The sequence below is a fragment of the Chryseobacterium sp. PCH239 genome (assembly GCF_018924625.1).
In the GTDB taxonomy this organism is placed as follows: Bacteria; Bacteroidota; Bacteroidia; order Flavobacteriales; family Weeksellaceae; genus Chryseobacterium; species Chryseobacterium cucumeris.
Genome location: NZ_CP073027.1, coordinates 1,103,467 through 1,127,959, shown reverse-complemented (window position 1 = coordinate 1,127,959; position 24,493 = coordinate 1,103,467). Strand labels below are relative to the sequence as shown.

15 protein-coding genes are annotated in these 24,493 nt (G+C 37.3%); 9 read left to right on the top strand and 6 right to left on the bottom strand.

Features of this window, described 5'->3' with window-relative positions; genetic code table 11:
• Positions 1–139 precede the first annotated feature (139 nt).
• Positions 140–3,079, bottom strand: a complete 2,940-nt coding sequence (locus KBP46_RS05225) for a pitrilysin family protein (protein ID WP_216444816.1) — start codon at positions 3,077–3,079, stop codon at positions 140–142.
• 33 nt (positions 3,080–3,112) lie between these two features.
• On the bottom strand, positions 3,113–4,306 hold the full coding sequence (locus KBP46_RS05220; protein ID WP_120230848.1) for a pyridoxal phosphate-dependent aminotransferase: 1,194 nt from the start codon (positions 4,304–4,306) through the stop codon (positions 3,113–3,115).
• Positions 4,307–4,620: 314 nt separating this feature from the next.
• On the opposite strand from KBP46_RS05220, the gene KBP46_RS05215 reads away from it, so the two are divergent.
• From KBP46_RS05215 to KBP46_RS05190, 6 genes are all read left to right on the top strand, one after another.
• Complete coding sequence (locus KBP46_RS05215) at positions 4,621–5,958, top strand: M20/M25/M40 family metallo-hydrolase (RefSeq protein WP_216444815.1); 1,338 nt, start codon at positions 4,621–4,623, stop codon at positions 5,956–5,958.
• 98 nt (positions 5,959–6,056) lie between these two features.
• Positions 6,057–6,692: a 16S rRNA (guanine(527)-N(7))-methyltransferase RsmG gene (gene rsmG, locus KBP46_RS05210; RefSeq protein ID WP_062670312.1), complete on the top strand. Its 636-nt coding sequence runs from the start codon at positions 6,057–6,059 to the stop codon at positions 6,690–6,692.
• Positions 6,693–6,754: 62 nt separating this feature from the next.
• Positions 6,755–7,159 carry a hypothetical protein gene (locus KBP46_RS05205; protein ID WP_062670311.1) on the top strand — a complete coding sequence of 135 codons (405 nt, stop codon included), beginning with the start codon at positions 6,755–6,757 and terminating at the stop codon, positions 7,157–7,159.
• Complete coding sequence (locus tag KBP46_RS05200) at positions 7,159–7,695, top strand: hypothetical protein (RefSeq protein WP_062670309.1); 537 nt, start codon at positions 7,159–7,161, stop codon at positions 7,693–7,695. The genes KBP46_RS05205 and KBP46_RS05200 overlap by 1 nt, the downstream gene beginning before the upstream one ends.
• The gene (locus KBP46_RS05195) at positions 7,692–10,379 is read left to right on the top strand and encodes a PD-(D/E)XK nuclease family protein (protein WP_216444814.1); all 2,688 of its coding nucleotides are present in this window, start codon (positions 7,692–7,694) and stop codon (positions 10,377–10,379) included. Before KBP46_RS05200 ends, KBP46_RS05195 begins: the two co-directional genes overlap by 4 nt.
• A 167-nt stretch (positions 10,380–10,546) precedes the next feature.
• Positions 10,547–12,910, top strand: a complete 2,364-nt coding sequence (locus tag KBP46_RS05190) for a patatin-like phospholipase family protein (RefSeq protein WP_216444813.1) — start codon at positions 10,547–10,549, stop codon at positions 12,908–12,910.
• Between the two features lie 102 nt (positions 12,911–13,012).
• On the opposite strand, the gene KBP46_RS05185 is transcribed toward KBP46_RS05190, so the two are convergent.
• From KBP46_RS05185 to KBP46_RS05170, 4 genes are all read right to left on the bottom strand, one after another.
• Positions 13,013–14,971 (bottom strand): T9SS type A sorting domain-containing protein, encoded by a 1,959-nt coding sequence (locus KBP46_RS05185; RefSeq protein ID WP_216444812.1) that lies wholly within the window; start codon positions 14,969–14,971, stop codon positions 13,013–13,015.
• A 158-nt stretch (positions 14,972–15,129) separates the two neighbouring features.
• Complete coding sequence (locus KBP46_RS05180; RefSeq protein WP_114821912.1) at positions 15,130–16,308, bottom strand: acyl-CoA dehydrogenase family protein; 1,179 nt, start codon at positions 16,306–16,308, stop codon at positions 15,130–15,132.
• A gap of 128 nt (positions 16,309–16,436) precedes the next feature.
• Entirely contained in the window at positions 16,437–17,225 is a 789-nt protein-coding gene (locus KBP46_RS05175) for an NUDIX domain-containing protein (protein ID WP_062670299.1), read from the bottom strand.
• A 16-nt stretch (positions 17,226–17,241) separates the two neighbouring features.
• Positions 17,242–18,351: a sugar MFS transporter gene (locus tag KBP46_RS05170; protein ID WP_253297210.1), complete on the bottom strand. Its 1,110-nt coding sequence runs from the start codon at positions 18,349–18,351 to the stop codon at positions 17,242–17,244.
• A gap of 250 nt (positions 18,352–18,601) precedes the next feature.
• Between KBP46_RS05170 and KBP46_RS05165 the strand changes: the two genes are divergently transcribed.
• The 3 genes from KBP46_RS05165 to KBP46_RS05155 are packed head-to-tail and all read left to right on the top strand — an operon-like array spanning position 18,602 to position 24,488.
• On the top strand, positions 18,602–21,520 hold the full coding sequence (locus tag KBP46_RS05165) for a TonB-dependent receptor (RefSeq protein ID WP_123278441.1): 2,919 nt from the start codon (positions 18,602–18,604) through the stop codon (positions 21,518–21,520).
• Between the two features lie 10 nt (positions 21,521–21,530).
• Positions 21,531–23,060 (top strand): RagB/SusD family nutrient uptake outer membrane protein, encoded by a 1,530-nt coding sequence (locus KBP46_RS05160; RefSeq protein WP_062670293.1) that lies wholly within the window; start codon positions 21,531–21,533, stop codon positions 23,058–23,060.
• Between the two features lie 3 nt (positions 23,061–23,063).
• The gene (locus tag KBP46_RS05155) at positions 23,064–24,488 is read left to right on the top strand and encodes a glycoside hydrolase family 30 beta sandwich domain-containing protein (RefSeq protein WP_216444811.1); all 1,425 of its coding nucleotides are present in this window, start codon (positions 23,064–23,066) and stop codon (positions 24,486–24,488) included.
• Positions 24,489–24,493 lie beyond the last annotated feature (5 nt).

The following is a 24,493-nucleotide window of genomic DNA, read 5'->3' as shown; positions in this document are numbered from 1 at the left end:
GTTTTTATATTTAAATTTCTAATGCAAATATATGAAAGATTCATCTATCGAACAAACTAAAGTTGATAAATAAAATCTATAATTGTTTTTGGCGTGTTGTTAAATAAAAAAGCCCTGATATCAGGGCTTTTTGTTTATTTTAATAACCAAATATTTCAGTTAAATTAAGTTTTTTTACTTCGCCTAATTTCTGCATATCGGCCTCATTCACTTTGTCTTGGGAAGCGACAAGGCAGTAGGTGTAGTTCTTATTTTTCATTTCCTTATCATGGAATGAGTTGATGTCTGTGAAAGACAGTTTGGGTGCCTGTTCGTAAACATTTTTTCTCATATCAAAGTTGTTTCCAAGCTTTTGAGATTTCAGATAAGAGAAGATGATTCCATCCTGAGTAATTCTTTCAGAAGCGATTGATTTTTTCAATCCACTTTTCGCTGTTTCGAATAACTGCTCAGACTTTGGAAGGGTAGTCAGAAGCTCATTCATAGCCGTTGTAGACTCATTGAATTTGTCTGCCTGCGTTCCTACATACGCCATCACCATATCTTTGTCTGTCTTCTTACTTGGAAGTGCAAAATAAGAATAGGTAGAATAAGCAAGAGCTTTTGATTCTCTGATCGTCTGGAATACAATAGATCCCATTCCGCCTCCGAAATAGTTGTTGAATAAACTTACCGTTGGAGTAGTGGATGCATTGTATGGGTCAGAATTTCTTACCCAGAATACTTCTGCCTGTACCATATCATAATGAGCAAACAATACTTTGTTCTTGTCTGTCGGGATCTGCGCAAAAGTTTTAGACTTAGGAAGATCTTTCAGGGTGGCAGGAAGTTTGTGGACAGGTTTCAAAGCTGCTACCACATCATTTCCTGATTTTGGACCGTAATACAGTACTTTGTGCTTGAAATTGAACAGTTCATGAAGAACATTAATTAAGTCTTCTGCTTTTAATGCATCAAGTTCAGCATCGCTTAATACATTGTTGAAAGGGTTTTGAGGTCCGTATTGTGCATAGCTTCTTAATCCGGCCATAATTACTCCTTTATTCTGTTTTGCGTTCGCTCTGGCTTTCTTCAACCTAACTTTGTAAGCATCAAGAGCAGCCTGATCTGCCTGACAGTTTTTGATTAAATCTTCAAATAAAGAAATGGTTTTGTCAAAGTTTTCATTTAAACCTTCCAGTGATACGTAAGTTTCCTCGTTTCCTGCACTCACATTGAAGCTTGAGGCAAGTTTGTAGAATTCTTTACTGATGACTTCAGAAGACTTGTCTTTCGTTCCTAAATACTGAAGATATTCCGCGGCCAATGGAAGGATTTTGTTGTTCCATTTTCCTGAATCAAAGTGATAATACATTCTGAATAAAGCATTATCAGTATTTTTTACAGAAAGTACCTCTACATCAGCTAATTTGTTTTTAGCGATGTCTTTGTCATAATTCAACCATACCGGAGCGATAGGGTTTTCAGGCATTTCATCAATCTTCTTAAGGAAAGGAGACTGGTCTTCTCTGTTAACGGAAACCGGTGTAATGGTTGGTTTGTCAACTTTTACAATACTCTTGTCTTCACCTTTTCTTTTGTAAACAGCAACGTAGTTATTGTTCTGAAGATATTTGGACACAAAATCCATGATATCTTTTTTCGTCAGTTTTGAAATCTCATCAACATACTCAAGCGATGCTTTGTGATCAACCTCAGAAGTGAATTCATCCATCAGGATGCTGGCTCTTGAAGAATATTTTTCATCCTTCTGAATAATACCTTTCTTCTCGTTGTTGACGATAGACTGGATAAGGTCGTCAGAAAACTCGCCCTTTCTCAGTTTATCAATTTCCTGAAGAAGAAGATTCTTTACTTCATCCAGAGACTGTCCTTCAGTAGGTTTTCCCTGTAAAAGTAAAACGGAATAATCTTTCAAAGCATAGGCTCCGGCATAAGCTCCCAGTAGTTTCTGTTTTTTTACCAGATCAAGATCGATCAATCCTGCTTGTCCATTAGTAAGCATGTTTCCAACAAGATTCAGCATTCTGGCATCTTTGGTAGAAGCTCCAGGAAATCTGAAACCAAGCATTACGTTTTCAGGATTCGGTCCTACCACTTCTTTTACAATCGGAGCAGTGATCGGTTTTTCCTGTCCTACCTTATATTCAGGGATCGCTTTAGGCTTCATATAAGAGAAAGCCTTGTCAATTTTTGCAATCACCTCATCCGGATTAAAATCTCCGGACATGATGATTCCCATGTTATTAGGGACATAATAATTGTTATAATATTCTCTGATCGCATGCAGAGAAGGGTTTTTCAGGTGTTCAATGGTTCCGATGGTGGTTTGCTTTCCGTAATTGTTGTTAGGGAAAAGATTGGCAAACATCGTATCAAAAACTTTATCTCCGTCATCATCAAGAGATCTGTTTTTTTCTTCATATACTGCTTCCAGCTCAGTATGGAAAAGTCTTAGAACCGGTTCTCTGAATCTTTCTGCCTGTACAGCAAGGAATTTGTCAAGAACATTCGCAGGTACATCTTCCGTGTACACCGTTTGTTCAAAAGAAGTGAAGGCATTGGTGCCGTCAGCTCCCATACCAGCCATCATTTTATCGTATTCATTTGCGATTGCAAATTTTGCAGCCTCTCCGGAAACCCTGTCAATTTCTTTGTAGATTTCTTTTCTTTTGGCTTCATCCTTGGTCTGGTTGTACTTTTCGTAAAGAGCGTCAATCTGATCTAAAAGAGGTTTTTCTTTTGCCCAGTCTTTAGATCCAAACTGATTTGTCCCTTTGAAAAGCATATGCTCCAGATAATGGGCAAGACCTGTGTGGTCTGCAGGATCGGTTTTGCTTCCGGCTTTTGTTGCAATATACGTTTGTATTCTCGGATCCTTATTGGTAGGACTCAAAATAACCGTTAATCCGTTTTTCAAAGTGTAATACCTTGCAGAAGTAGGGTCGTTGGTCACGTATTTGTACTTGTAGCCATTGGAAGTCGCTTCTTTCCATTGGAAATCCTGGCCAAAAGCATATCCTGCGAAACTTGCAGCGGCAATACTTGTAGCGATGGTTAGTTTTTTTAACAGATTCATTGCTGTCGTGTTTTATTTTGGGTTATTAATTTGTTAATTGAATTTTTCCAATAAGTTTTTAATACGTTTCATAGCCTCTCTTAATTCCTCCTCAGAAGCAGCATAAGAGAATCTGATACATTCAGGACTTCCGAAAGAGAATCCGCCTACACATCCAACATGTGCATTTTCCAGAAGGAACATGGCAAAGTCGTCCGAGTTTTTAATTTCTGTTCCATCAAGGGTTTTTCCAATATAGTACGAAATATCCGGGAAGAAATAGAAGGCAGCCTTTGGAAGAACCACTTTGAATCCCGGGATTTCTTTGATCAGTTCATAGACAAGATCTCTTCTTTTTTTGAAAGCGTCAATCATGTATCTGTATTCGGAAGGATCTGCTTTCAGCGCAACAATAGAAGCTCTTTGTGCTACCGTATTAGCACCGCTGGTCATCTGTCCCTGTACTTTTTCACAAGCTTTTGCCAGCCATTCCGGACATGCAGAATACCCGATTCTCCATCCGGTCATAGCAAATGCTTTTGACATCCCATTGATTACAGCTGTCTGTTCATATACTTCCGGAAACTGAGCAATTGAAGTGGTATTCGTTTCATAATTGATATATTCGTAAATCTCGTCAGAAATTATCGTTATCTGAGGATATTTGGCAATTACTTTGGCAATCGATTTTAATTCGTCATAAGTATAATATCCACCTGACGGATTACATGGCGAACTGAAAAGTACAGCTTTGGTTTTCTCTGTGATAGCTTCTTCAAGTTGTTCTGCAGTCACTTTGAAATCGGTAACATAAGATGTAGGAAGCATTACGGAATTTCCGCCCATCATTTTTACCATTTCATCATAGCTTACCCAGTAAGGTGCAGGAAGCAGAACTTCATCACCATCATTGATGATAGCAGCCAAAACATTGATAATAGCCTGCTTAGCTCCATTGGAAACACAAATCTGGGTAGGTTTGTATTCCAGATTATTATCTCTTTTTAATTTATATGCAATAGCCTCACGCAGTTCCAGAAATCCTGGAACAGGAGAATAGTGGCTGTAATTTTGATTGATGGCATCGAATGCTGCCTGTTTGATATTGTCCGGAACATCGAAATCCGGCTCACCAAGAGTTAAACTGATCACATCTATTCCGCTGGCTTTCATTTCTCTGGCTTTGTTTGACATGACAAATGTCTGGGAGTATCCTAATCTTTTTACTCTATCTGAAAGTTTATCCATTGTATTTTTTTGAATTTTAACAAATATATAATAAAAACGTGTTGTGGCGGTAATAAAAGTAAGGGTACTTTAAAGATTTTTGTCAGGTTTTAGTCAAATCTTCTGTTAGGTTATAAAAATCTTTCCTTTTGATGTGTGAGACTGATTTTAATCTTAATTTTAGTAAAAAAACTTAATTCCAGGAAGAAGATATTCAAAGTGGGAAAATGCTAAAACTGGGTACTAGTCCTATTGAAAGAGATTAAAATAAATTCTCATAAGGAATGATTTTGCAGCGTAGGGTTTTGTATCTTTAACAACCTAAGATCTGTCCTATGAAATATTCCGTTTTTTTATTACTGATTTTCTGTAGTGTTTTCTCGCAGAGATATTCAAAAGATGATGAAGTGAAAAAATATGTCTCGCAGGTGAATGAAGATTCATTAAAATCATATATCGGAAAGTTGGTAAGCTTTGAAACCCGGCATACCTTGAGTTCGATCGATGATCCAAAGAAGGGAATAGGTGCGGCAAGGAACTGGGTGATCAGGAAATTCAATGATTATGCTAAAAATTCAGATGGAAGAATGGAGGTGTATCTACAGCAGGAAGATATTCAGCCGGATGGAAAGCGAATTGATAAAATAGTAAACCTTGGAAATGCTGTTGCCTTTTTGAAAGGAACAGATCCAAATGACAAAAGAATTTTCCTGATCGGAGGACATCTTGACTCAAGAGTAACTGATGTGATGAACAGAACTTCCGCAGCACCGGGGGCTAATGATGACGGCAGCGGGGTAAGTGCTGTGATAGAATCCGCAAGAATACTGAGCAAATCTTCATTTCCGGCATCTATCATTTTTGTGGCTTTTTCGGGAGAAGAACAATCTTTGTTAGGTTCAAAGCAATTAGCTGAGAAAATTAAAAGAGAAAATGGGCAACTGGAAGCTGTTTTGAATAATGATATGATCGGTAATCCCAAAGCAGGAGAAACAGGAGAGATCAATACCCGTATCCTTCGTGTATTCAGCGAAGGTCTGCCTTACAAAGATCTGGATAAAAAAGCAATGGCAATCAGAAATCTGGGTTTTGAAAATGATAGTGAATCCAGGCAGCTGGCTCGTTATATCAAAGAAATTACAGAACAATATGTGAAAGGATTGGAAATTAAACTGATCTATAGGAATGACAGATTTTTGCGTGGAGGAGATCATACCAGCTTTGTGAATAACGGATTCCCCTCTGTAAGACTGACGGAATATTACGAAAACTACGATCATCAGCATCAGGACATAAGAATTGAAAACAATAAGCAGTATGGTGATCTTCCAGAGTTTATAGATTTCAAATATCTGAAAAAGAATGTCGCAGCCAATGTTGCCGTATTGGCAAGCCTTGCAAAGTCTACCTCGAAACCGGAGAAAGTTGAAATGGATGTGAAAGAGCTGACAAATTCAACAACTTTACATTGGGAAAAACCAAAATTTGGAATCCCCACAGGATATTATGTGCTGGCAAGAGAAACACACAATCCGGTATGGCAGAAAAAAATATTCACCACTGAACTTTCTATGAAGATTCCACTTTCGAAAGACAATTATATTTTTGCGGTACAGAGCGTGAGCTCTTCAGGAAACCTGAGTGTTCCTGTTATACCAGGAATTGCAAAGTGATGAATTTTGCTGAAAAGCTGAGTTTGCAGCAGGATCAGGAAAAGTAGATTTGAATACACGAGAAATAAAACTTATTTTTGCGGTTTATAATAATTCACATGTCTGCATCGTTACTATTAAAATATTTCCCGGATCTTACTGAAAAACAGAAAGAACAGTTCTCCAAATTGGAAAATCTGTACAATGAATGGAATGAAAAGATCAATGTAATTTCCAGAAAAGATATGGAATCCCTATATGAAAAGCACATTCTGCACTCGTTGGGGATTGCAAAAGTGATGGAATTTGCACCAGGAACCAAAGTTTTGGATATCGGAACCGGAGGTGGTTTTCCAGGAATTCCTTTGGCGATTCTTTTTCCTGAAGTAGAATTTACCCTGATTGATTCTATTGGGAAGAAAATCAGTGTAGTACAGGCTGTGGCAGACGGAGTTGGATTAACTAATGTTACCGCTATTCATGGAAGAGCAGAGAAGCTGAAAGAAAAATTCCATTTTGTAGTCAGCAGAGCAGTAACCCAGATGCCGGAATTTTTAAGATGGCTGAAGGGGAAATTTGAAAAAGAACAGTTTAACCCTAAACATAACGGAATTTTATATTTGAAAGGCGGTGATCTTGCTGAAGAGCTTGCCGGACTTAAATGTGAAATTTTCAATCTTAAACACTATTTTGATGAAGAATTTTTTGATACTAAAAAAGTAGTTTATGTATCAAAAGGTAATTTTAATTCCTGATTTTGATGTGAATAAGGAATAATTTTTGCTAACATTTGTTAATAATCAGAAAAGTAAAGGTTATGAAAAAACTTTTAAATATTGGATTTTCAGTATTCGTTTTAGGCGTGCTTCTGGTTTCGTGTGATGATGATAATTATCAAACCATTGAATCTATTGGTAAAATTAAAATAGACAGCGTAAAAATTGTCAATGATACCATGGATGTTTTTGGAATACAGAGCATCAAAACATATTCCACTTATCCATCTCATTGTGAGGGTTTTTATGGATATGATTATGTTTACAATACCAATCTGGAAAGAACGGTGACTTCCTATAAATATATTACCAACGGACCTTGTACACAAGGGAATTACGTTGGAGCGAATCAAATCAATTTCAGTCCTCAAAGAAAAGGTAATTATACTTTTAAATTCTGGAATGGAGGAAATAACTGGATCACAAAAACAATTGTAGTGGAATAATGAGATTGACTTTTGTACTATGTTTATTAGCAGCGCAAGCTGTAACCGGACAGAAAATTATCTGGGAAGAAGGTAAAAAATTAACATGGGATAACTTTAAAAGCCCGGTTAGCAAGAAAAAGAATCCTGATGTAGCAGCATATACCCATTGTGGCTGGGAGTTTTATTCTGAAAAATCTTCTGATCCGAAGGCTCCGGTTACGATTACCATCAAAACCCTTTTTCATGAGGATAAATCCTGGAAAGATGTCAAAAGAATGGATGATTATATTCTTCTTCATGAGCAAAAGCATTTTGATATTGCAGAATTATTTGTGAGAAAATTCAGAAAGGCTGTTGCTGAAAAAATTAAAAATTCTGGAGATTATAATAAATATTTCAAAGCCATTTATGACGGAATCGCTATTGATTATAAAAACTTCCAGATGTCCTATGACGGCGAAACCCGGCATGGAATTGATAAAGAAAAACAAACCGAATATAATCAGTTGATTTCTGAACAACTAGATAACTTAAAAAGCTATAAAACCCTTTGAAATTCCTCAATAAGATCATCCACGAACTGCTGGCACAAAACACTGACCTTTCTGCGTTTAATATCATTCTGCCCGGAAAACGTCCCATTGTGTTTATCAGACAAATTCTGGAGGAAAATAACTATTCAGGGTTTCTTCCCAATTTTTTTACGATTGAGGAACTCATCAATAAAATAGCAGATCATCAGACTATTCAGGGGATTCCGTTGTGGCTTTTCTCTTTTGATGTGTACCGAAGCCTGAATCTTATCCCCAGAGATGATTTTTCCGATTTTCTGAAATGGTTTCCCACCTTACAGAAGGATTGGGATGATATTCTCAAATTCTCAGATAGCGATCAGGCAGTTCTGCAGTATATGTTTGATGAGGAAAGGATTAAAGAATGGGCTCAGGATCTTGGAGAGGATGATGATGTCCCAAGAAAGAAGTTTCTTAATTTCTGGCAGAATATGAACGTTTTTCTCCCTGTTTTAAAGGAGAGACTGCAGGAGAGAAACTGGGCTACTTCCGGAATGATTCATGAGGCGGCTAAAGCCAGGATTGCCGACTTTGCAAAAAATACTAAAGAAGAATTTGTTTTTTGCGGCTTCAATGCCTTTACTCCGGTAGAAGAAAAGCTTGTAAGAAGCCTTTTGCAATGGAATAAAGCGCAGTGTTTCTTTCAGGCTGACCGTTATTATTTCGATGACGAGAGACAGGAAGCAGGAAAATTTCTGAGAAATCATAAAACCTGGAAAGAATTTGATGATAACAGATCTTTTCAGTGGATAGAAGACGATTTTAACCAACCTAAAAAAATTAAGGTATACGAAGTGTCCGGGAATGTAACCCAGACCAAAGTATTGCCTGAAATCTTTAAAGAGATCAATAATAAAACCTACTCCAATACAGCAGTAGTACTGCTGGATGAAAATCTTCTTCCGGCCAGTCTTGATGTAATGCATGGTGTTGATAATTTGAATATTACAATGGGATTCCCGTTGAAAAACTTATCTTTCTCCAATGCAGTGAAACGTCTTTTCTATCTGCAGAAACAATTGGAAAAAAATAAACTGTCTTATTATTACAGAGATGTTTTCCCTATTTTGGAGGAACTGCCAAAATCTGTAGAAGATGAACAGATTATCAATGATTTTAAAGCCAAAGTAGAAGAACGGAATATTGTTTATATTTCCAGGAAACTTTTACATGAACTGCTAAGCGGGCTGTCTTATTATGGACTTCTTCAAAAAGCAACAGGAACCAACGGTTATCTGGATATGCTTATTGAGTTCTGCCAGCAGGTAAAATGGCTTGAAATAGACGATATTCAGTATGAAAATGTCTCTCACTTTGAAAATGCATTCAGAATCATCAAAAACCAGCTGACTCCTTACAATATTGAGATCAAAATGGAAACGCTGGAAATCCTGATCAACCAGCATATCAATTCTGAAAGTATCGATTTTCAGGGAGAACCTCTGAGAGGACTTCAGATCATGGGATTACTGGAAACGCGTCTGCTGAACTTTGAAAATGTTATTCTGCTTTCCGTCAACGAAGGAAAACTTCCCCTTGGAAACTCTCAGAATACCTATATTCCTTTTGATATCCGAAGGTTCTTCGATCTTCATACTTTTCTTGAAAATGACAGCATTTATGCCTATCACTTTTACAGACTGATTCAGGATGCGAAGAATGTACATTTACTATACAATGCTTTAAGTTCCGGAGTCAATACCGGAGAGAAGAGCCGTTTCATTACACAGATCGAAATGGAAAGTTCTCATGAGATCGAACATCTCATTATTGAAAATTCCTCTGAACCTATTGCCACCAAACCGATAGAAATTTCCAAGACACAAATTGTACAGGAACGTCTTCAAAAATGGAAGGAAAAAGTATCTGCTTCCCACCTGACGAGTTATCTTTACAATCCGATTGATTTCTACCTTTCCAAGATTTTAAATACTTCGGAAACGGATGAAATTGAAGAAGAACTATCGATAAAAAATTACGGAAATCTGGTTCATTATTCACTTCAAGAAGTGTATGAGGTGTTAAAGGGTAAGGTTTTAAAAGAAAGTGATTTAAAGAATTCAGTTAAAGCAGTAGATGAATATATAAATATTGCTATTGAAAAACTGAAGCACCAGCCGGAATTTTATGAAAAAGGGATGAATTATATCCATATGGCCATTGCAAAAAAGGTCATTGAAAATGTGCTGAATCATGATCTTGAACTCATAAAGCAAGGTAATAAACTGGAGATTATTGATATCGAAAGAAGGTTTGAAAACATCGATTTTCCTCTTGATGGAAATGATAAAATTTCTTTCTTCGGATTCATTGACCGGATTGATAAACTGAACGGTACTCTGAGAATTATTGATTATAAAACCGCCAGGACTAAAAATCTTACTGTAAAGATTGATCAGGATAACGTAGATGAATATTTTCATAACAGCGACAGGAAGCAGGCCCTTCAGCTTTGTATTTATCATTACGTGGTACAGCACCTTCCTGAGTTTTGGGGTTTCCCGATTGAAACCGGAATCTGGAGTTTTGCAGATGCTAAAAAGGGAATGGTTGCCCTGCAGTTTGATAAAGGAAATATTGATGATGCCATGAAATCTGTGAAAAGCCTTATCCTGGAAATCCTAAATCCGGATATCAATTTCGTGGAAACGATAAAAACATATTAAAAATTTTAGTCTTAGTATATTTTTTCTCTCTGTTTATTCTTAATAAATAAGCTGGCTTAGAATCGTTTACTTCACGAAATGTTGTGATAAAGCAGGTAACTTTTTGTGTATCTTTACTACTTATTAAAAACTTATAAAGTTTAAATCAGATACATTAAGCAGTACCAATGAAAAAGATCCTGATATTTTTAGCCATTGCTTTTTCTCTCATTATCAAATCTCAGCAAAAGAATGATTCCCTGAATATTGCGCTTCAGAATGTAACCAAAGATACTAAGTTTGGCCTTGCGCTCAGTGGCGGCGGTGCAAAAGGATTTGCCCATATCGGGATTTTAAAAATGATCGATTCATTGGGAATCAAAGTCGATTATATCACAGGAACCAGTATGGGAGGGATTCTGGGAGGCTTATATGCAATGGGATATAATGCAGACCAGCTTAAGCATACGATCTATAAAATGGACTGGAACAGGATTCTGAGTAATAAAATTCCTTACAATAAAGTCAATATCAGTGAAAAAGACGAATATGATAAGTATATCCTTGAATTTCCGGTAGTCAAAGGATTTCCCACACTTCCAAGTTCTTATATTGAAGGGCAGTACATGGGAGAAGTTCTTAATACGCTTACTTTCAACGCAAAGCATATCAACGATTTCAGTAAACTGAGGATTCCTGTGCAGCTTACATCTTCCGATATTGAAAACGGAGGTCTGGTGATGCAGAAAGAAGGATCATTACCACTGGCTATTCGATCTACGCTGGCTATTCCTGCCGCTTTTGCTCCTGTTTATATTGATGGAAAGCTTTTGGTTGATGGCGGTCTGGATCGTAATTATCCGGCCAATGAAGTTCGTGAGATGGGTGCCGGTTTTGTGATCGGAGGCTACACCGGATTCAGACTTTTTACGAAAAAAGAGATTGAAAATCCGATGAAGATGATCTATCAGACTCATGCCATCCGCTCTGTAGAAGATTTTAAACATCAGAAAGAATTATCAGATATTCTGGTCGACTTTGTAGATCCACTGGGAGAAATTACAACGAAAGATTTTGCCAAATTCAGAAGGATCATAAAAATAGGAGAGACTGAAGCGAGAAAACATCTTCCTGAGTTTGTAGCTCTGGCAGAAGCTCAGCGAAAAGCCGGAATTACGTATGAACATACAATGATTGAAGAAGTGAAACTGCCTACCACTAAATTTACTTTTAACGAAGAAGACGGAACACCCATTACAGATGCGGCTGAAATTGAAGTACTGAAAAAGCAGATGGGACTTACGGAAGGGAAGTATTACGATGCAAAAACGGTTAATGAAGCCATAGACCGTGTATTTGGAATGCGCCAGTACGTTAAAGTGTACTATACCTACACGAATGTAAATGATGGTCTTGTGATGAATGTATTTGTGAAAAGGGCGAAAAAAGGGGCATTTAAACTCGCGCTGCACTATGATACGGAACAGTCCGTAGGAATTATTGTCAATTATACATACAGAAATATTCTTCTCAACCGATCAAGATTTCTGGCAACAGTGGATATTTCGGAACGTTTCAAAGCTAAACTTGCTTACCAGCAGTTCCTGGATAGTGGAGAACGTTTATGGTTGGATCTGGAAGCCAAGATGGTTCACCTGAAAAGTAATGATCTGAACTTCAGACTGTATGATATCAGTGAAGATGGCGGTGACCGCTTTCCTAACCATATGTACCGTAATATAACCGGAAAAATTGCACTGAATTATAACATCAATCCTAATGCTTATCTATCTCTGGGAACGGAATTCAGTACGGAAAGAATGTACAGTTTACTGGATAAGGTGGATCAGTCGAAAGTAGATAATTACAGTAAAAAGCTCTATAATCACAGCAATTTCAATACTTTCCTGAAATTTGAACAGAATAATCTCAATAAAAGATATTTCACTACAAAAGGGAATCATCTGCAGGTGAGTACGAGATTTTATTACGGAGATCGGTATGAGCTTTATGATCTGAACACTGTGCAGCCTCTCCTGTATCTGATCCTTAACCCGAAAGAATCTTACTATTCTGAGCCTAAAAACCTTGTTTCATTTACATTGAATGAGAACTTTTTCTATCCCATCACAAGAAAACTGACAGTAAAAGCGAATGTGTTTCTAGGAACGAGTTTCGGTTCCAAGAAAGAAGATAAAGTTCCGTATTTGTTTTTGAATCAAAAGTATAACCTGGGTGGGAGTGAATATAATTATGATCTGCTAAGCCCTGAATTCAACGGGCTTCGTCAAAAAGAACTTCCGATGACTTCTGTGGCTAAGGCTGCTGTGTCATTCCAGTACAGAATTATGAAAAAACTCTATCTTACTCCTTCATTCAGCTATGGAAAGGTGAGTGAAGAGTTTTCTCCTTTTAATGACAGTTTTGATATGTTTGGGTACGGATTGAACCTGGGCTACGAATCCCTTATCGGTCCTATCAGCATGAATATTTCCAGAAACAGTCAGCTTGATTTTTCAAGGATCTATTTTAGTGTCGGATTTAAGTTTTAAGGATATACTCCTTTATAATGCTTTTAAATGATCGAAGCAAAAAGCACTTCATTGCTGAAGTGCCAAAATTAACTTGAAATGAGATATGAAGAGTGATTGTTTTTACAGTTTTACTTTCTTATTAATGGTTTTTCCATTAGAAAGGGTGATTTGTACGAGATATACACCCGGTTCAAGATTTCGGGATTCAAACAACGGTTTGTTTACTTCCTGCTGAATAATCAGAGCGCCGGAAATGTTATAAACGCTGATGTTTTTAATATCATTGCCGGATTTAGCTACAATTTGTTGTCTCTGCGTATAGATATCAGTGTTATTTTCTGATGATATTGTTCCTCCCACCGCTTTACTGAACTGAAGATTGTAGTAAGGAGTAACAACTTCAAACGTATAGTTTTTGCTTTCCAGATCATGAATATTGATTCCTCCGGTTTCCCGATACTGTTTTTGGGAAATACTTTTGATCAGGGTTTTATTTTCATCAAAAATATGTACAGCAGTAAGTTCCTCCTGATCTACTTTTAATTGCAAAAGGGATGCATTCACAGATTGTACAATTTCGTTTTCGGTAACTTCCTGAGGTGTGTTTTTGATGTATGGAATTATTTTATTTTCATTGTTTTCTGATACTTTCAATAAATAAACTCCATCTTTTAAAGTTGATAAATTTTGATTGCTGGCTGTCCTGCTCTGGGCTTTTTCTTTATTGAAATCTGTAATTTCTACCAGTTGCATATTGCCCAGATCCGGTTTGATCTGTGAAGACAGAAGGGAAGGTTTTTCAGATGTTTTCTCTGCTGATTGTTTACCGAAAATTGATCCTGCAATCGCCCATTCATTAAGAAGGCCGCCGCTTCTCAGGGTATTGAATTTCGCATTGGAAGCTAGTGTAAAAGGAAGAATTCCTCCCACATGTCCCAGTGGTCCCCAGTAAAAAGAATCCAGTTTATACTTATTAAGATCCCACCATGGATAATAGCCACGCTGAACATCAATAGTTTTAGAAGTATTTTCAGGCGGAATCGCTAGATCGACAGTTGAATGCCCCAATGTCATAGGCGTTTTATTATACCAGTCGTATACATCCTTAGGTTTCATGCATAGCCTTAGCTTGTTATTGGGATTGTTGGTAACATCATTGACGAAACTGGTGGTAAAGAGCTTTCTCCATATAACAGGCCCCCACAAAAGTCCGCCGTTATCCTGAACAACATGATAGTTGTATTTATCGAGGTATTCTGCAGAAATAACTTCTGAAATGTCATTATTATAGGTTTTATAACCTGTATTGTTACAGGTATGAAGTACATTCGCTAGGAATGAGGTGAACGGATAAATATCTTTTTCAAGGACTCCCTTATTTAAAGTTACTCCTGAGAAATCATACGGTCCGTCACCCATGTAGGCATATTTGAATTTTATATTATTGGGATTTGAAATGCTTAATCTTTTTAATGTAGACATCGCAGCATGGGCGCCCTGAGAATATCCGGCTAAGAAATATTCGTCATAACGTTTAATATTGAGTTGTGCCAGTACTTTATTCGCTGCGGTTATAAAATCTATGGTAGCACCCGCTTCTGTGGCGTAATCTACATAAGGGTGAGTACCATCTCCAGTTCCCATTCCTACGTAGTCGGGCGCCATCAAAATATATCCGTTGAGTACATAGGATAATTCAACAACAAATCCTGCTGTTAAAGCCCCTTTGAAATTAGACGGAACATTATTTCTGCTGTCTGTTGTTCCGTGATCGGATACTACTGTTGAGAGTTTGAAAGGTACGTTAGGGTACATCAATAGTCCTGTAGCTTTTACAAGAACATTGTTTTCATTTTTGGTGTAATAGGTAATTTTGTAACCTTTCAGTCCAAGATTGAAACTGTTCAGATAGTTGGCAAATTCCGGAGCATTCTGATCACCAAGATTATTGGCGATAAAATTGATAACTCCTTGTGGTGTTAAATCCAGTTTCTGCTCGGCACTTACAACATCACCAGCCTGCTGTGCAAAGTAAAATGATGCGGTAAGACTTAATAAAAAAGTTGTAATTTTTCTCATATTGTTTGTTTTTGCGTGGTATTAAAGTAATAATTTTAATAAAATCACAAAAACTTTATGATATCAACAATTATTCATTGAATATAAGATCCCTGCAAAGTGAGTAAACAAAAGAGTCTGACCATTGGCCAGACTCTCTATTTATATTTTTATCTTTTTTAGAAAGCGTTGATTCCTGTAATATCCAGTCCGGTGATCAGTAAATGAACATCATGCGTTCCTTCGTAAGTAATTACAGACTCAAGATTTGCAGCATGTCTCATCATTGGGAATTCACCCATGATTCCCATACCTCCAAGGATCTGTCTGGATTCTCTGGCTATTTCAATAGCCATATGTACATTGTTACGTTTAGCCATAGAGATCTGAGCAGGAGTTGCTTTGTGAGCATTTTTAAGATTTCCTAACTGAAGACATAATAACTGAGCTTTTGTAATCTCTGTTAAGAATTCAGCTAATTTTTTCTGCTGAAGCTGATAAGAACCGATTGGTTTTCCAAACTGTTTTCTTTCTTTGGAATACTGAACTGCAGTACAGTAACAGTCAATCGCAGCACCTATTACTCCCCAGGAAATTCCATATCTTGCAGAGTTCAGACAAGATAGAGGTCCTTTCAGTCCTGTTACTCCAGGAAGCAGGTTTTCTTTCGGAACCTTTACATCATTAAATACCAGTTCTCCGGTTTTGGAAGCTCTTAAGCTCCATTTATTGTGAGTTTCAGGAGTGGTAAAACCTTCCATACCTCTTTCCACAATTAATCCCTGTACTTTTCCTTCCTCATTTTTTGCCCATACTACAGCGATGTCGCATAAAGGAGAGTTCGTGATCCACATTTTAGCACCATTTAAAAGATAATGATCACCCATATCTTTAAAATAAGTTTCCATTGAACCCGGATCAGAACCGTGGTTTGGCTCAGTCAATCCAAAAGAACCAATCATTTCTCCCGCAGCAAGCTTTGGAAGGTATTTCTTTTTCTGTTCTTCAGAACCGAATTCGTTAATAGGGAACATCACCAATGAACTCTGTACCGAAGCAGCAGAACGTACTGCAGAATCTCCTCTTTCCAACTCCTGCATAATCAGACCATAAGAAATCTGGTCTAATCCTGAACCGCCATACTCAACAGGGATATAAGGTCCCAGCGCTCCGATTTTACCCAATTCTCTCATAAGATTAGGAATATCTGTATGATTTTGAGCGGCCTGATCTATCTGCGGCATTACAAAACTTTCAACCCAGTCTCTTACGGATTGGCGGATGAGTTTATGTTCTTCAGTAAGTAAAGCATCAATTCCATAATAATCAGGGATGCTTGTAAGAGGATAATATGACATGATTTTTTGATTTGGTTAAAAGTAACATTTTTCGTGATGTCTAGAAAATTTTTTTAAAAACTTGTTTTACTATTGATTCTCAGAGGGCTACTGTTACTTTGTTTATGATTTTAGTTAAATTTATATTTTTATGACTCCTCATCATTAGAGATAGGATACTGATTGGTAGAGTTATGAACTTTAGTTTTAAATTTATACAGATAAGGAGCTTTATTGGCCGAGCCGTCATAGAGTTTTTCCATTCTGTCCAGAATATTTAAACTTAAAATTTTCCGCTGAAAATTATTTCTTCTGAATTTCTGTCCTAAAATAGTTTCATAAAGAGCCTGAAGGTCTTTCATTGTAAATTTTTCAGGAAGCAGGTTACTTGCTGCAACCTCTGTATTGATATTCATTCTCAGGTATTCAAGACCTGTCTCAATAATTCTGTCATGGTCGAATGCCATTTTAGGCAGGTTGTTGACTTCAAACCATTCACAGCTTTCATTGAAAGCGTCAGGGAAAGTATCAGCCAGAGAAAAATCAATAAGGCTGCAGTAACCTACTGTGATAAAACGCTGGAAGATCCAGTGATCTTCAGGAACGGTTATTCCTTTATTTTTAAGGAGAATCTGATGTACATTGTTCTCTGTACGGTCTATTCTTCCGAAGGTGTGAAACTGTTTCAGAAATAACCCTTTAAGATGTGTTCTTTCAAACAAAACCCTTTCAGCAGCTTCTCTCAGGTCTTCATCATTAAAAACAAAACCACCTGGAAGTGACCATAGATCCAGATCATGATATTTTAAAAGCAAAACTTTCAGAATGTTATTATGAAAGCCGAATATGGTGCAGTCAACGGAAATATGCGCTACGAAATCTTTCGTGTCAATGAGTTCCTGTAGCGTTTCTTTACTTTTTGTGTCTTTAATTTTCATGGCAGTAAAAATAAAACTATTTTCTATTTGTGACAGTAAAATATATAAAACTAATCACAAAAAGCAGAATTACAGAAGATAAGATGTATAATGGATAATAATTCAACAATTGTTTTTCAAACAAAACAGCCATAATAATAGAGCTTACAGAGCTACCAAGAGAGGAGAAAATAACAATAAGAGAGGTGAAAAGATTAATCTTATTTTTATCCACCTGCGCAATCATTCTTGAATTGATCACAGGGTAGAGGGGTGAAAGAAACAAGCCAATAACCGGAAATAAAAAAAGTAAGAATCTCGAATCTTCGGAATCAAAATACTGTATTCCCAGTATAATGATCAGTAAGGTGATAATAAGAGTCATACAAGTAATATAATACCTTGGTAATGTAAACCTTTTGATGATATTGGCAGTAATCGTTCGTCCGGCATAAGAAAAGACGGATAGAAAAGAAGTGGCCTGAAGTGCAAAAAATGAATTGACTTTCAGATGATTTTTATAAAAAGAAGGAAGCCATGAATTGAATCCTTGTTCTACGAAAACAATAAAAAAGACCACTCCTAAAAACAAAGCTACTGCAGGTGAGGTAAACCCTGATAATTCTGAGAGAATACTTTTACTTTCCATAGGTTTTGACTCTACTATTTCTATCTTCGAAAGCAGAAAAATAGTCAACACAGATAATAAAGCAATCAGCAAGAAACCAAACTTCCAGAATTCAGAATACTGGCTGGAAATCACCCATCCAAAACCCGTGTTCACAACGAAAATCCCGATCATAAAAGAAGCTTCTACGCTATTCATGGTCTTTGCAAGGGATTTTTCATCCGAAATATTATTCCTTATAATCCCAAAAACACAGATTTTACCAATAGCGAAGCAGGCTCCTATAATCGCAAACCACAATTTATAAAACCAGAAAACCTTTACAAAAGGAAGCAGGCAGGAACAGAATCCAACAATGGCCAGGGCAAGGATCAATGCCTTTTTAGGTCCTGTCTTGTTGATAAAGCTCACTGCAAAAAGCGAAATAAAAGCAATAGGTAGATCTTTAAAAGATTCTAAAAGTCCCAGTTCTCCATAGGTGATTTTCTCTTCTGACAACTGCAGAATCACCAGTCCCATACAGTTTAGAACCATTGAAAAAATGAGAAAGGTAAGTTTTAACGGAAGAGAAATTTTTGAAGGCTTGACGATCATTTTGGGAGATAACTTTATTAATTTTTTATGAAATTTTATGAAATATTGATGCTAAGATAGGGCTTCTAACCCTGAAAAATAAAAGAAAAATTAAAATATTTATGAATAGAATGTTAATTAATTAAAAAAAATATATTTTTATTGTCTCAATTTGAGAATTAAACAATAACTGTATATGAATGTAAGAATATCAAGAAGCGTAGGAGTGGTTGCCGTCCTCTATTTTACGGCCAACTTCAGTGCCCAGACCACCAAGGTGAAGGACACACTTGCGAAAGAAAACAAAATAGACGAAGTGGTAGTCATCGGTTACGGTACCCAGAAAAAGAGTAACGTAACAGGAGCTATTTCCAGTGTAAGGGCGAAGGATATTGAGGATATTCCTTCAGGAAAGCCTGAACAGGTCCTTCAGGGAAGGGCGGCAGGTGTTTCTGTGGTGACCAATTCCGGACAACCTGGGTCTGCAGCTACAGTAAGGGTTCGTGGTGTAACAAGTTTTGGTGCAGGAAGTAATGATCCTTTGTGGGTTGTGGATGGAATTGTTGTGGATAATATCGCATGGCTCAACCAGTCTGATATAGAAAATATGGAAATTCTGAAAGATGGTGCCTCCGCAGCGATCTATGGGGTTTCTGCAGCTAAAGGTGTTATTCTTGTAACGACAAAGAAAGGGAGAAAGGGAAAGATGAATTTAACCTATAATGGTTTTTACGGGGTGGGATCGGCGTCAAAAAAATTGGATCTTTTGAATGCCAGCCAATATGGAACTATTATTAATGAAGCTCTGACTAATGCTGGAAAGGCCCCGCGTTTTACTAATCCTCAATCTTTTGGAGCCGGTACAGACTGGCAGGATGTAGTTTTCAATACTGCTGAAAGAAAGTCTCATGAATTCAGTCTGAGTGGAGGAAATGACAGATCTACTTTTTATTCTTCTTTTGGATATTATGAACAGGATGGAATTGTCCTGAAGGATATTTCAAATTACAAAAGGATGAATGTAAGGCTGAATTCTACCCATAAAGTTTTTGATTTCCTTACCATTGGACAAACATTCTCCTATACCCACCAAAAGACGAAAGGAGTTAATGCCAATGACGAATTCGGAGGTCCTTTAAGTTCAGCGATCAATTTAGATCCTATAACACAGGTAGTGGTTACAGATCCTGCCTTATTGAATACAAGCCCATATAATAATGCAGGTATTTCTCCTTATCTGATTAGAGACGCTTTCGGAAATCCGTATGGTGTATCAACTATTGTAGAGAATGAAATGACAAATCCATTGGCATTCAGACAAACTCAGCTTGGAAGATACAACTGGTCTGATGATTTTGTGGCGAATATATTTGCAGAGTTAAAGTTTTTACAACATTTTACTTTCAAAACTACTCTTAACGGAAAGTTATCTTATTGGGGAAAAGAACAGTTTACACCCAAATTTTATCTTAATACCAATTCAAGAAACACAGTATTTAATAGCTTCTTAAGGGAAAGCAATAGAAAGCTGGAATGGAATACGGAAAATACATTGACGTATCAGAATAAGTGGGGAAATCATAATTTGAGTGTATTAATTGGACAGGGAGCTTACTTTTATAATATAGGTTCCGGAAATAATACCACCTATATCAACCTGCCGGTTAATAACTGGGAGGACGCGTCCTTTAATTTTGATGTTCCTCAGGAAAATCGTTCAACGTCAGCTTATGACGGGGTTGAAACCCATAAGGCCTCTTATTTTGCCAGAGTGATTTACGATTATGAAGATAAATACCTGTTTACCGGTACTATCCGTAGAGATGGTTCTTCTAAATTTGCAAAAAACAGACATTGGGGGAACTTTCCTGCTTTCTCTTTGGGATGGAATATCTCCAACGAAAATTTCTGGCCGGAGAATAAGATCGTTAATACCTTGAAGTTCAGGGGAGGATATGGTGTTTTAGGTAATGATGCTATTGAAAACTTCAGGTTTGCCAACTTCCTTAAATCAGGAAGCAATTATACCTATGGTGATAATAATATCATTATCGGATACGCTCCAACTACTCTTGAAAACCCGGATCTTCGCTGGGAAGAGACTTCTCAGTTGAATATTGCTGCCGATTTGAAATTCTTAAATGATTTTACTTTGACAGTGGATTGGTTTAAGAAGAAAACAACGGATATTCTTCGCCAGGTAGATATTCCTGGATATGTAGGTGCTCCGGACAGACCTTGGAGAAATGTGGGGGATATGAACAATACTGGAGTTGAAGTTAATCTGGGATATAAAAAGACCTGGTCTGATTTCGGAATTTCAGTAAATGGTAACTTCTCCTATTTAAAGAATGAAGTAACAAGACTTGAAGATGATAAAATCTACGAAAACTTTGCATCTTTCCAGTCTATGGGACCGGTAACAAGATTCCAGGTAGGTTCACCTTATGGAGCTTTTTATGGATATCAGAATCTGGGTATCTTCCAGACACAGGCAGAAATTGATGCCTATAGAAATGCCAGTGGTGGCCTGATACAGCCTAATGCCAAGCCTGGTGATTTCAAAAGACTTGATGTAAATGGCGATGGTAAAATCAATCAGGATGATTATGCTTATCTGGGAAGTTCTGTCCCTAAGTTTACCTATGGTTTAACATTAAACCTTAATTATAAGAACGTAGATCTGATGGTGTTTTTACAAGGTCAGGGCGGAAATAAGATTTTCCAGGGTCTAAGAAGACTTGATCTGTTCTACAGTAATTACCAAACCACAATTCTTGATCGATGGACAGGGCCAGGCACTTCAAATACGGTAGCAAGATTGGATGCTGATGATAAAAATGAAAATTACACCAAAATGTCCGACTATTATCTTCAAAAAGGAGATTTTATGAGAATTAAACTGGTTCAGCTGGGATATACGCTGCCGGTAGAAATTTCCAAACGCTTTGGTGCCAGTAAGGTAAGGTTCTATGTAACAGGAGAGAATCTTTTCACTTTTACAAAATATACAGGATATGATCCTGAAATTGCAGTTAATGATTCCTATGGTATAGATAGGGCATATTATCCACAGGCCAGAACATTCATATTTGGTGCTAACATTCAATTTTAAAAAAACAAACATGAAAAATAGATTCTATAAAGCAATAGTACTGATCGCACTTACATCAGGTATTGGATTCAGTTCCGTATCTTGTGGTGATGAGTTCATTGAAGATGTACAGAATAAAGGAGCTTTTGACTCCAATAACTACTTCCAGAATGAAGAGCAGTCTTTTAGTGCGCTGGTATCAGTGTATGACCTGCTAAGAAAATATTCTGGCGGGTTTGAAAATACGGTCACTTTCTTTAACGCAGCTTCCGATGATTTCTATTCCGGTGGCGGAAGTCCTACAGATGGTACCGGAATACAAAGTTTTTCCAACTATTCTATTGATCAGATCACTGTTCCCAAAACCTACTGGAATGATTTCTATCAGGGAATTGCCAGAGCAAATCTCCTTATTCAGAGAATTCCGGGTGCTAAAATGAATGATCAGGTACGCAAAAGATTTATTGCTGAAGCTAAAACGCTGAGAGCACTTTACTATTTTGAGCTGCTGAAAATGTTTGGAAATATTCCTCTCATCTTACAGCCTATTACAGCAACCGATGATTATTATAATATCCCTCAGACAGAGCCTCAGAAAGTGTATGAGCAGATTGAATCAGATATTGTAGCATCCATCAATGATCTTCCATTATCTATTGCACCTACTAACAAAGCAGAGGTAGGAAGGATAAGCCAGGGGACAGCCAGAGCTATCCTGGGAAAAATTTATCTGTATAACAATAAGAAAGATCTTGCTGCAGCCCAATTTGCAGAAGTGAACGGAACACCGGGACAAGTCAGCCAGTACGGATATAAATTAATTGCTAATTATAATGACCTGTGGAGACAGGACAACAAATTCACCACAGAATCTATTCTGGAAGTAATGCATACCAATAAAGGAAATTCAGACTGGGGCTTCTGGGGTCAAGGAAAGGATGAAGGAAACTCTATCTGTATAATGATAGGACCGAGAGGATACGATAGATTAAAGACTACAGCACCGGATATTGTTTCAGGATGGGCATTTAATACTGCAACAGAAGATCTTTATAATTTCCTGAAGGACGATCCGAGAGTGAATGCCACGATCCTGAACGCAAAACAACTGACTGCAAGCGGAGAGATCAAATATTCACCCGCTCATAATGATACCGGTTATTTTTTGAATAAATATCTTCCCAGAAGAGATGAGGTATCCAATCTTCCCGGAGCTCCGGAGCTAAACTACAGCAGGAATTATATTGTAATCAGACTGGCAGATACTTACTTAATGGAAGCCGAAGCATTAAACGGCTCAGGTGCAAGAGCCCAGGCTTTATTGGATGCAGTAAGAGCCAGAGTTGGGCTGCCTTCAGTACCAGTAACACTGCAAGCTGTTAAAGATGAACGCAGACGTGAACTGGCTGGTGAAGGGCACCGATGGTTTGACCTCGTAAGATGGGGAGAAGCACCTTCCAAATTAGCATCTAGAGGATTTAAACCCAATAAGAATGAACTTTTACCTATTCCTTATAATGAACTTCTTAATACGAAGATCAAACAAAATCCTGGTTACTAAAATATGAAGTTTCACAACTTATATAGTTTCTTTAGAGGTGCCGCACTACTTAGTGGTGTGGCCCTTTTTCCTTTATCATGTACCTCAGTGGCATCCAATAAAGGAAACGAAGTTCAATACTGGCTCACAAAAGGAGATGAAAGTGTAAAATTACAGCAGCAGACTCCCGTTAAATTTGTAAATAACACCAACCGCTTTCAGAATATTGAAATTGATGAGACTCAAAAATTTCAATATGTTGATGGCTTTGGCTATACATTAACAGGAGGAAGTGTTGAGGTAATCAACCGGTTGTCGCCTTCCAAAAGAAAAGCACTGCTTAACGAACTTTTTGGAAATGATAAAAATTCAATATCCATCAACTATTTAAGACTGAGCATAGGTGCATCTGATCTTGATGGTGAAGTCTTTTCATATGATGATCTTCCTGAGGGACAAACTGATCCTTCGCTTTCAAAATTCAGTCTGGCAAAAGACAACGCTTTGATTGGTATGCTGAAAGAGATTCTGACAATCAATCCTTCTATTAAAATTATTGCTGCTCCATGGTCTCCTCCGGTTTGGATGAAAGACAACGGTAAATCAAAAGGAGGAAGTTTAAAACCTGAATTCTATGGAACGTATGCTCAATATTTTGTAAAATATATTCAGGGAATGAAAAAAGAAGGGATTACCATTGATGCTGTAACTCCGCAAAATGAACCCCTGCATCCTGGAAATAACCCAAGTTTGTATATGCCGTCTGAACAGCAGAGAGATTTTATTAAGAACCATTTGGGACCTGTTTTTAAAACAAATAGCATTACTACTAAAATTGTTGTGTATGATCACAATTGCAACAAACCCGAATACGCGATTGATATTTTAAAAGATTCTGAAGCTGGCAAATATATAGACGGATCTGCTTTTCATCTTTACGAAGGCGATATTTCTGCATTAAGTACGGTACATAATGCTTTTCCGGATAAGAATTTATACTTTACTGAACAATGGACAGGTTCAAAAGGCACTTTTACCGAAGACCTGAACTGGCATACAAAAAACGTGATCATCGGATCTATGAGAAACTGGAGTAAAATTGCGCTGGAATGGAATCTTGCCAACGATCCGAAATTTGCCCCTCATACAGATGGCGGATGTACAGAATGTAAAGGAGCTATAACCGTTTCCGACAGTGAAAATTTCACCAGAAATGTTTCCTATTATATTATTGCACATGCTTCAAAATTTATTCCTGCAGGCTCTCAGCGCATCGCTTCCACACAGACGGATAAACTTTCAACGGCTGCTTTTAAGACTCAATTTGGGAAAATAGTTTTAATTGTACAGAACGATAATCAGGCAGATGAGAATTTTAATATTAAATTTGCCGGGAAAACCGCTGCAGTAACAATTTCAGGACGTTCTACAGCAACCTATATTTTTTAATTTGA

What these genes read in the sequence shown, in the direction of transcription:
- KBP46_RS05225 (WP_216444816.1), bottom strand. Translation starts at nt 3,079, where the DNA reads ATGAATCTGTTAAAAAAACTAACCATCGCTACAAGTATTGCCGCTGCA.
- KBP46_RS05220 (WP_120230848.1), bottom strand. Translation starts at nt 4,306, where the DNA reads ATGGATAAACTTTCAGATAGAGTAAAAAGATTAGGATACTCCCAGACA.
- KBP46_RS05215 (WP_216444815.1), top strand. Translation starts at nt 4,621, where the DNA reads ATGAAATATTCCGTTTTTTTATTACTGATTTTCTGTAGTGTTTTCTCG.
- rsmG (WP_062670312.1), top strand. Translation starts at nt 6,057, where the DNA reads ATGTCTGCATCGTTACTATTAAAATATTTCCCGGATCTTACTGAAAAA.
- KBP46_RS05205 (WP_062670311.1), top strand. Translation starts at nt 6,755, where the DNA reads ATGAAAAAACTTTTAAATATTGGATTTTCAGTATTCGTTTTAGGCGTG.
- KBP46_RS05200 (WP_062670309.1), top strand. Translation starts at nt 7,159, where the DNA reads ATGAGATTGACTTTTGTACTATGTTTATTAGCAGCGCAAGCTGTAACC.
- KBP46_RS05190 (WP_216444813.1), top strand. Translation starts at nt 10,547, where the DNA reads ATGAAAAAGATCCTGATATTTTTAGCCATTGCTTTTTCTCTCATTATC.
- KBP46_RS05185 (WP_216444812.1), bottom strand. Translation starts at nt 14,971, where the DNA reads ATGAGAAAAATTACAACTTTTTTATTAAGTCTTACCGCATCATTTTAC.
- KBP46_RS05180 (WP_114821912.1), bottom strand. Translation starts at nt 16,308, where the DNA reads ATGTCATATTATCCTCTTACAAGCATCCCTGATTATTATGGAATTGAT.
- KBP46_RS05175 (WP_062670299.1), bottom strand. Translation starts at nt 17,225, where the DNA reads ATGAAAATTAAAGACACAAAAAGTAAAGAAACGCTACAGGAACTCATT.
- KBP46_RS05170 (WP_253297210.1), bottom strand. Translation starts at nt 18,351, where the DNA reads ATGGGACTGGTGATTCTGCAGTTGTCAGAAGAGAAAATCACCTATGGA.
- KBP46_RS05165 (WP_123278441.1), top strand. Translation starts at nt 18,602, where the DNA reads ATGAATGTAAGAATATCAAGAAGCGTAGGAGTGGTTGCCGTCCTCTAT.
- KBP46_RS05160 (WP_062670293.1), top strand. Translation starts at nt 21,531, where the DNA reads ATGAAAAATAGATTCTATAAAGCAATAGTACTGATCGCACTTACATCA.
- KBP46_RS05155 (WP_216444811.1), top strand. Translation starts at nt 23,064, where the DNA reads ATGAAGTTTCACAACTTATATAGTTTCTTTAGAGGTGCCGCACTACTT.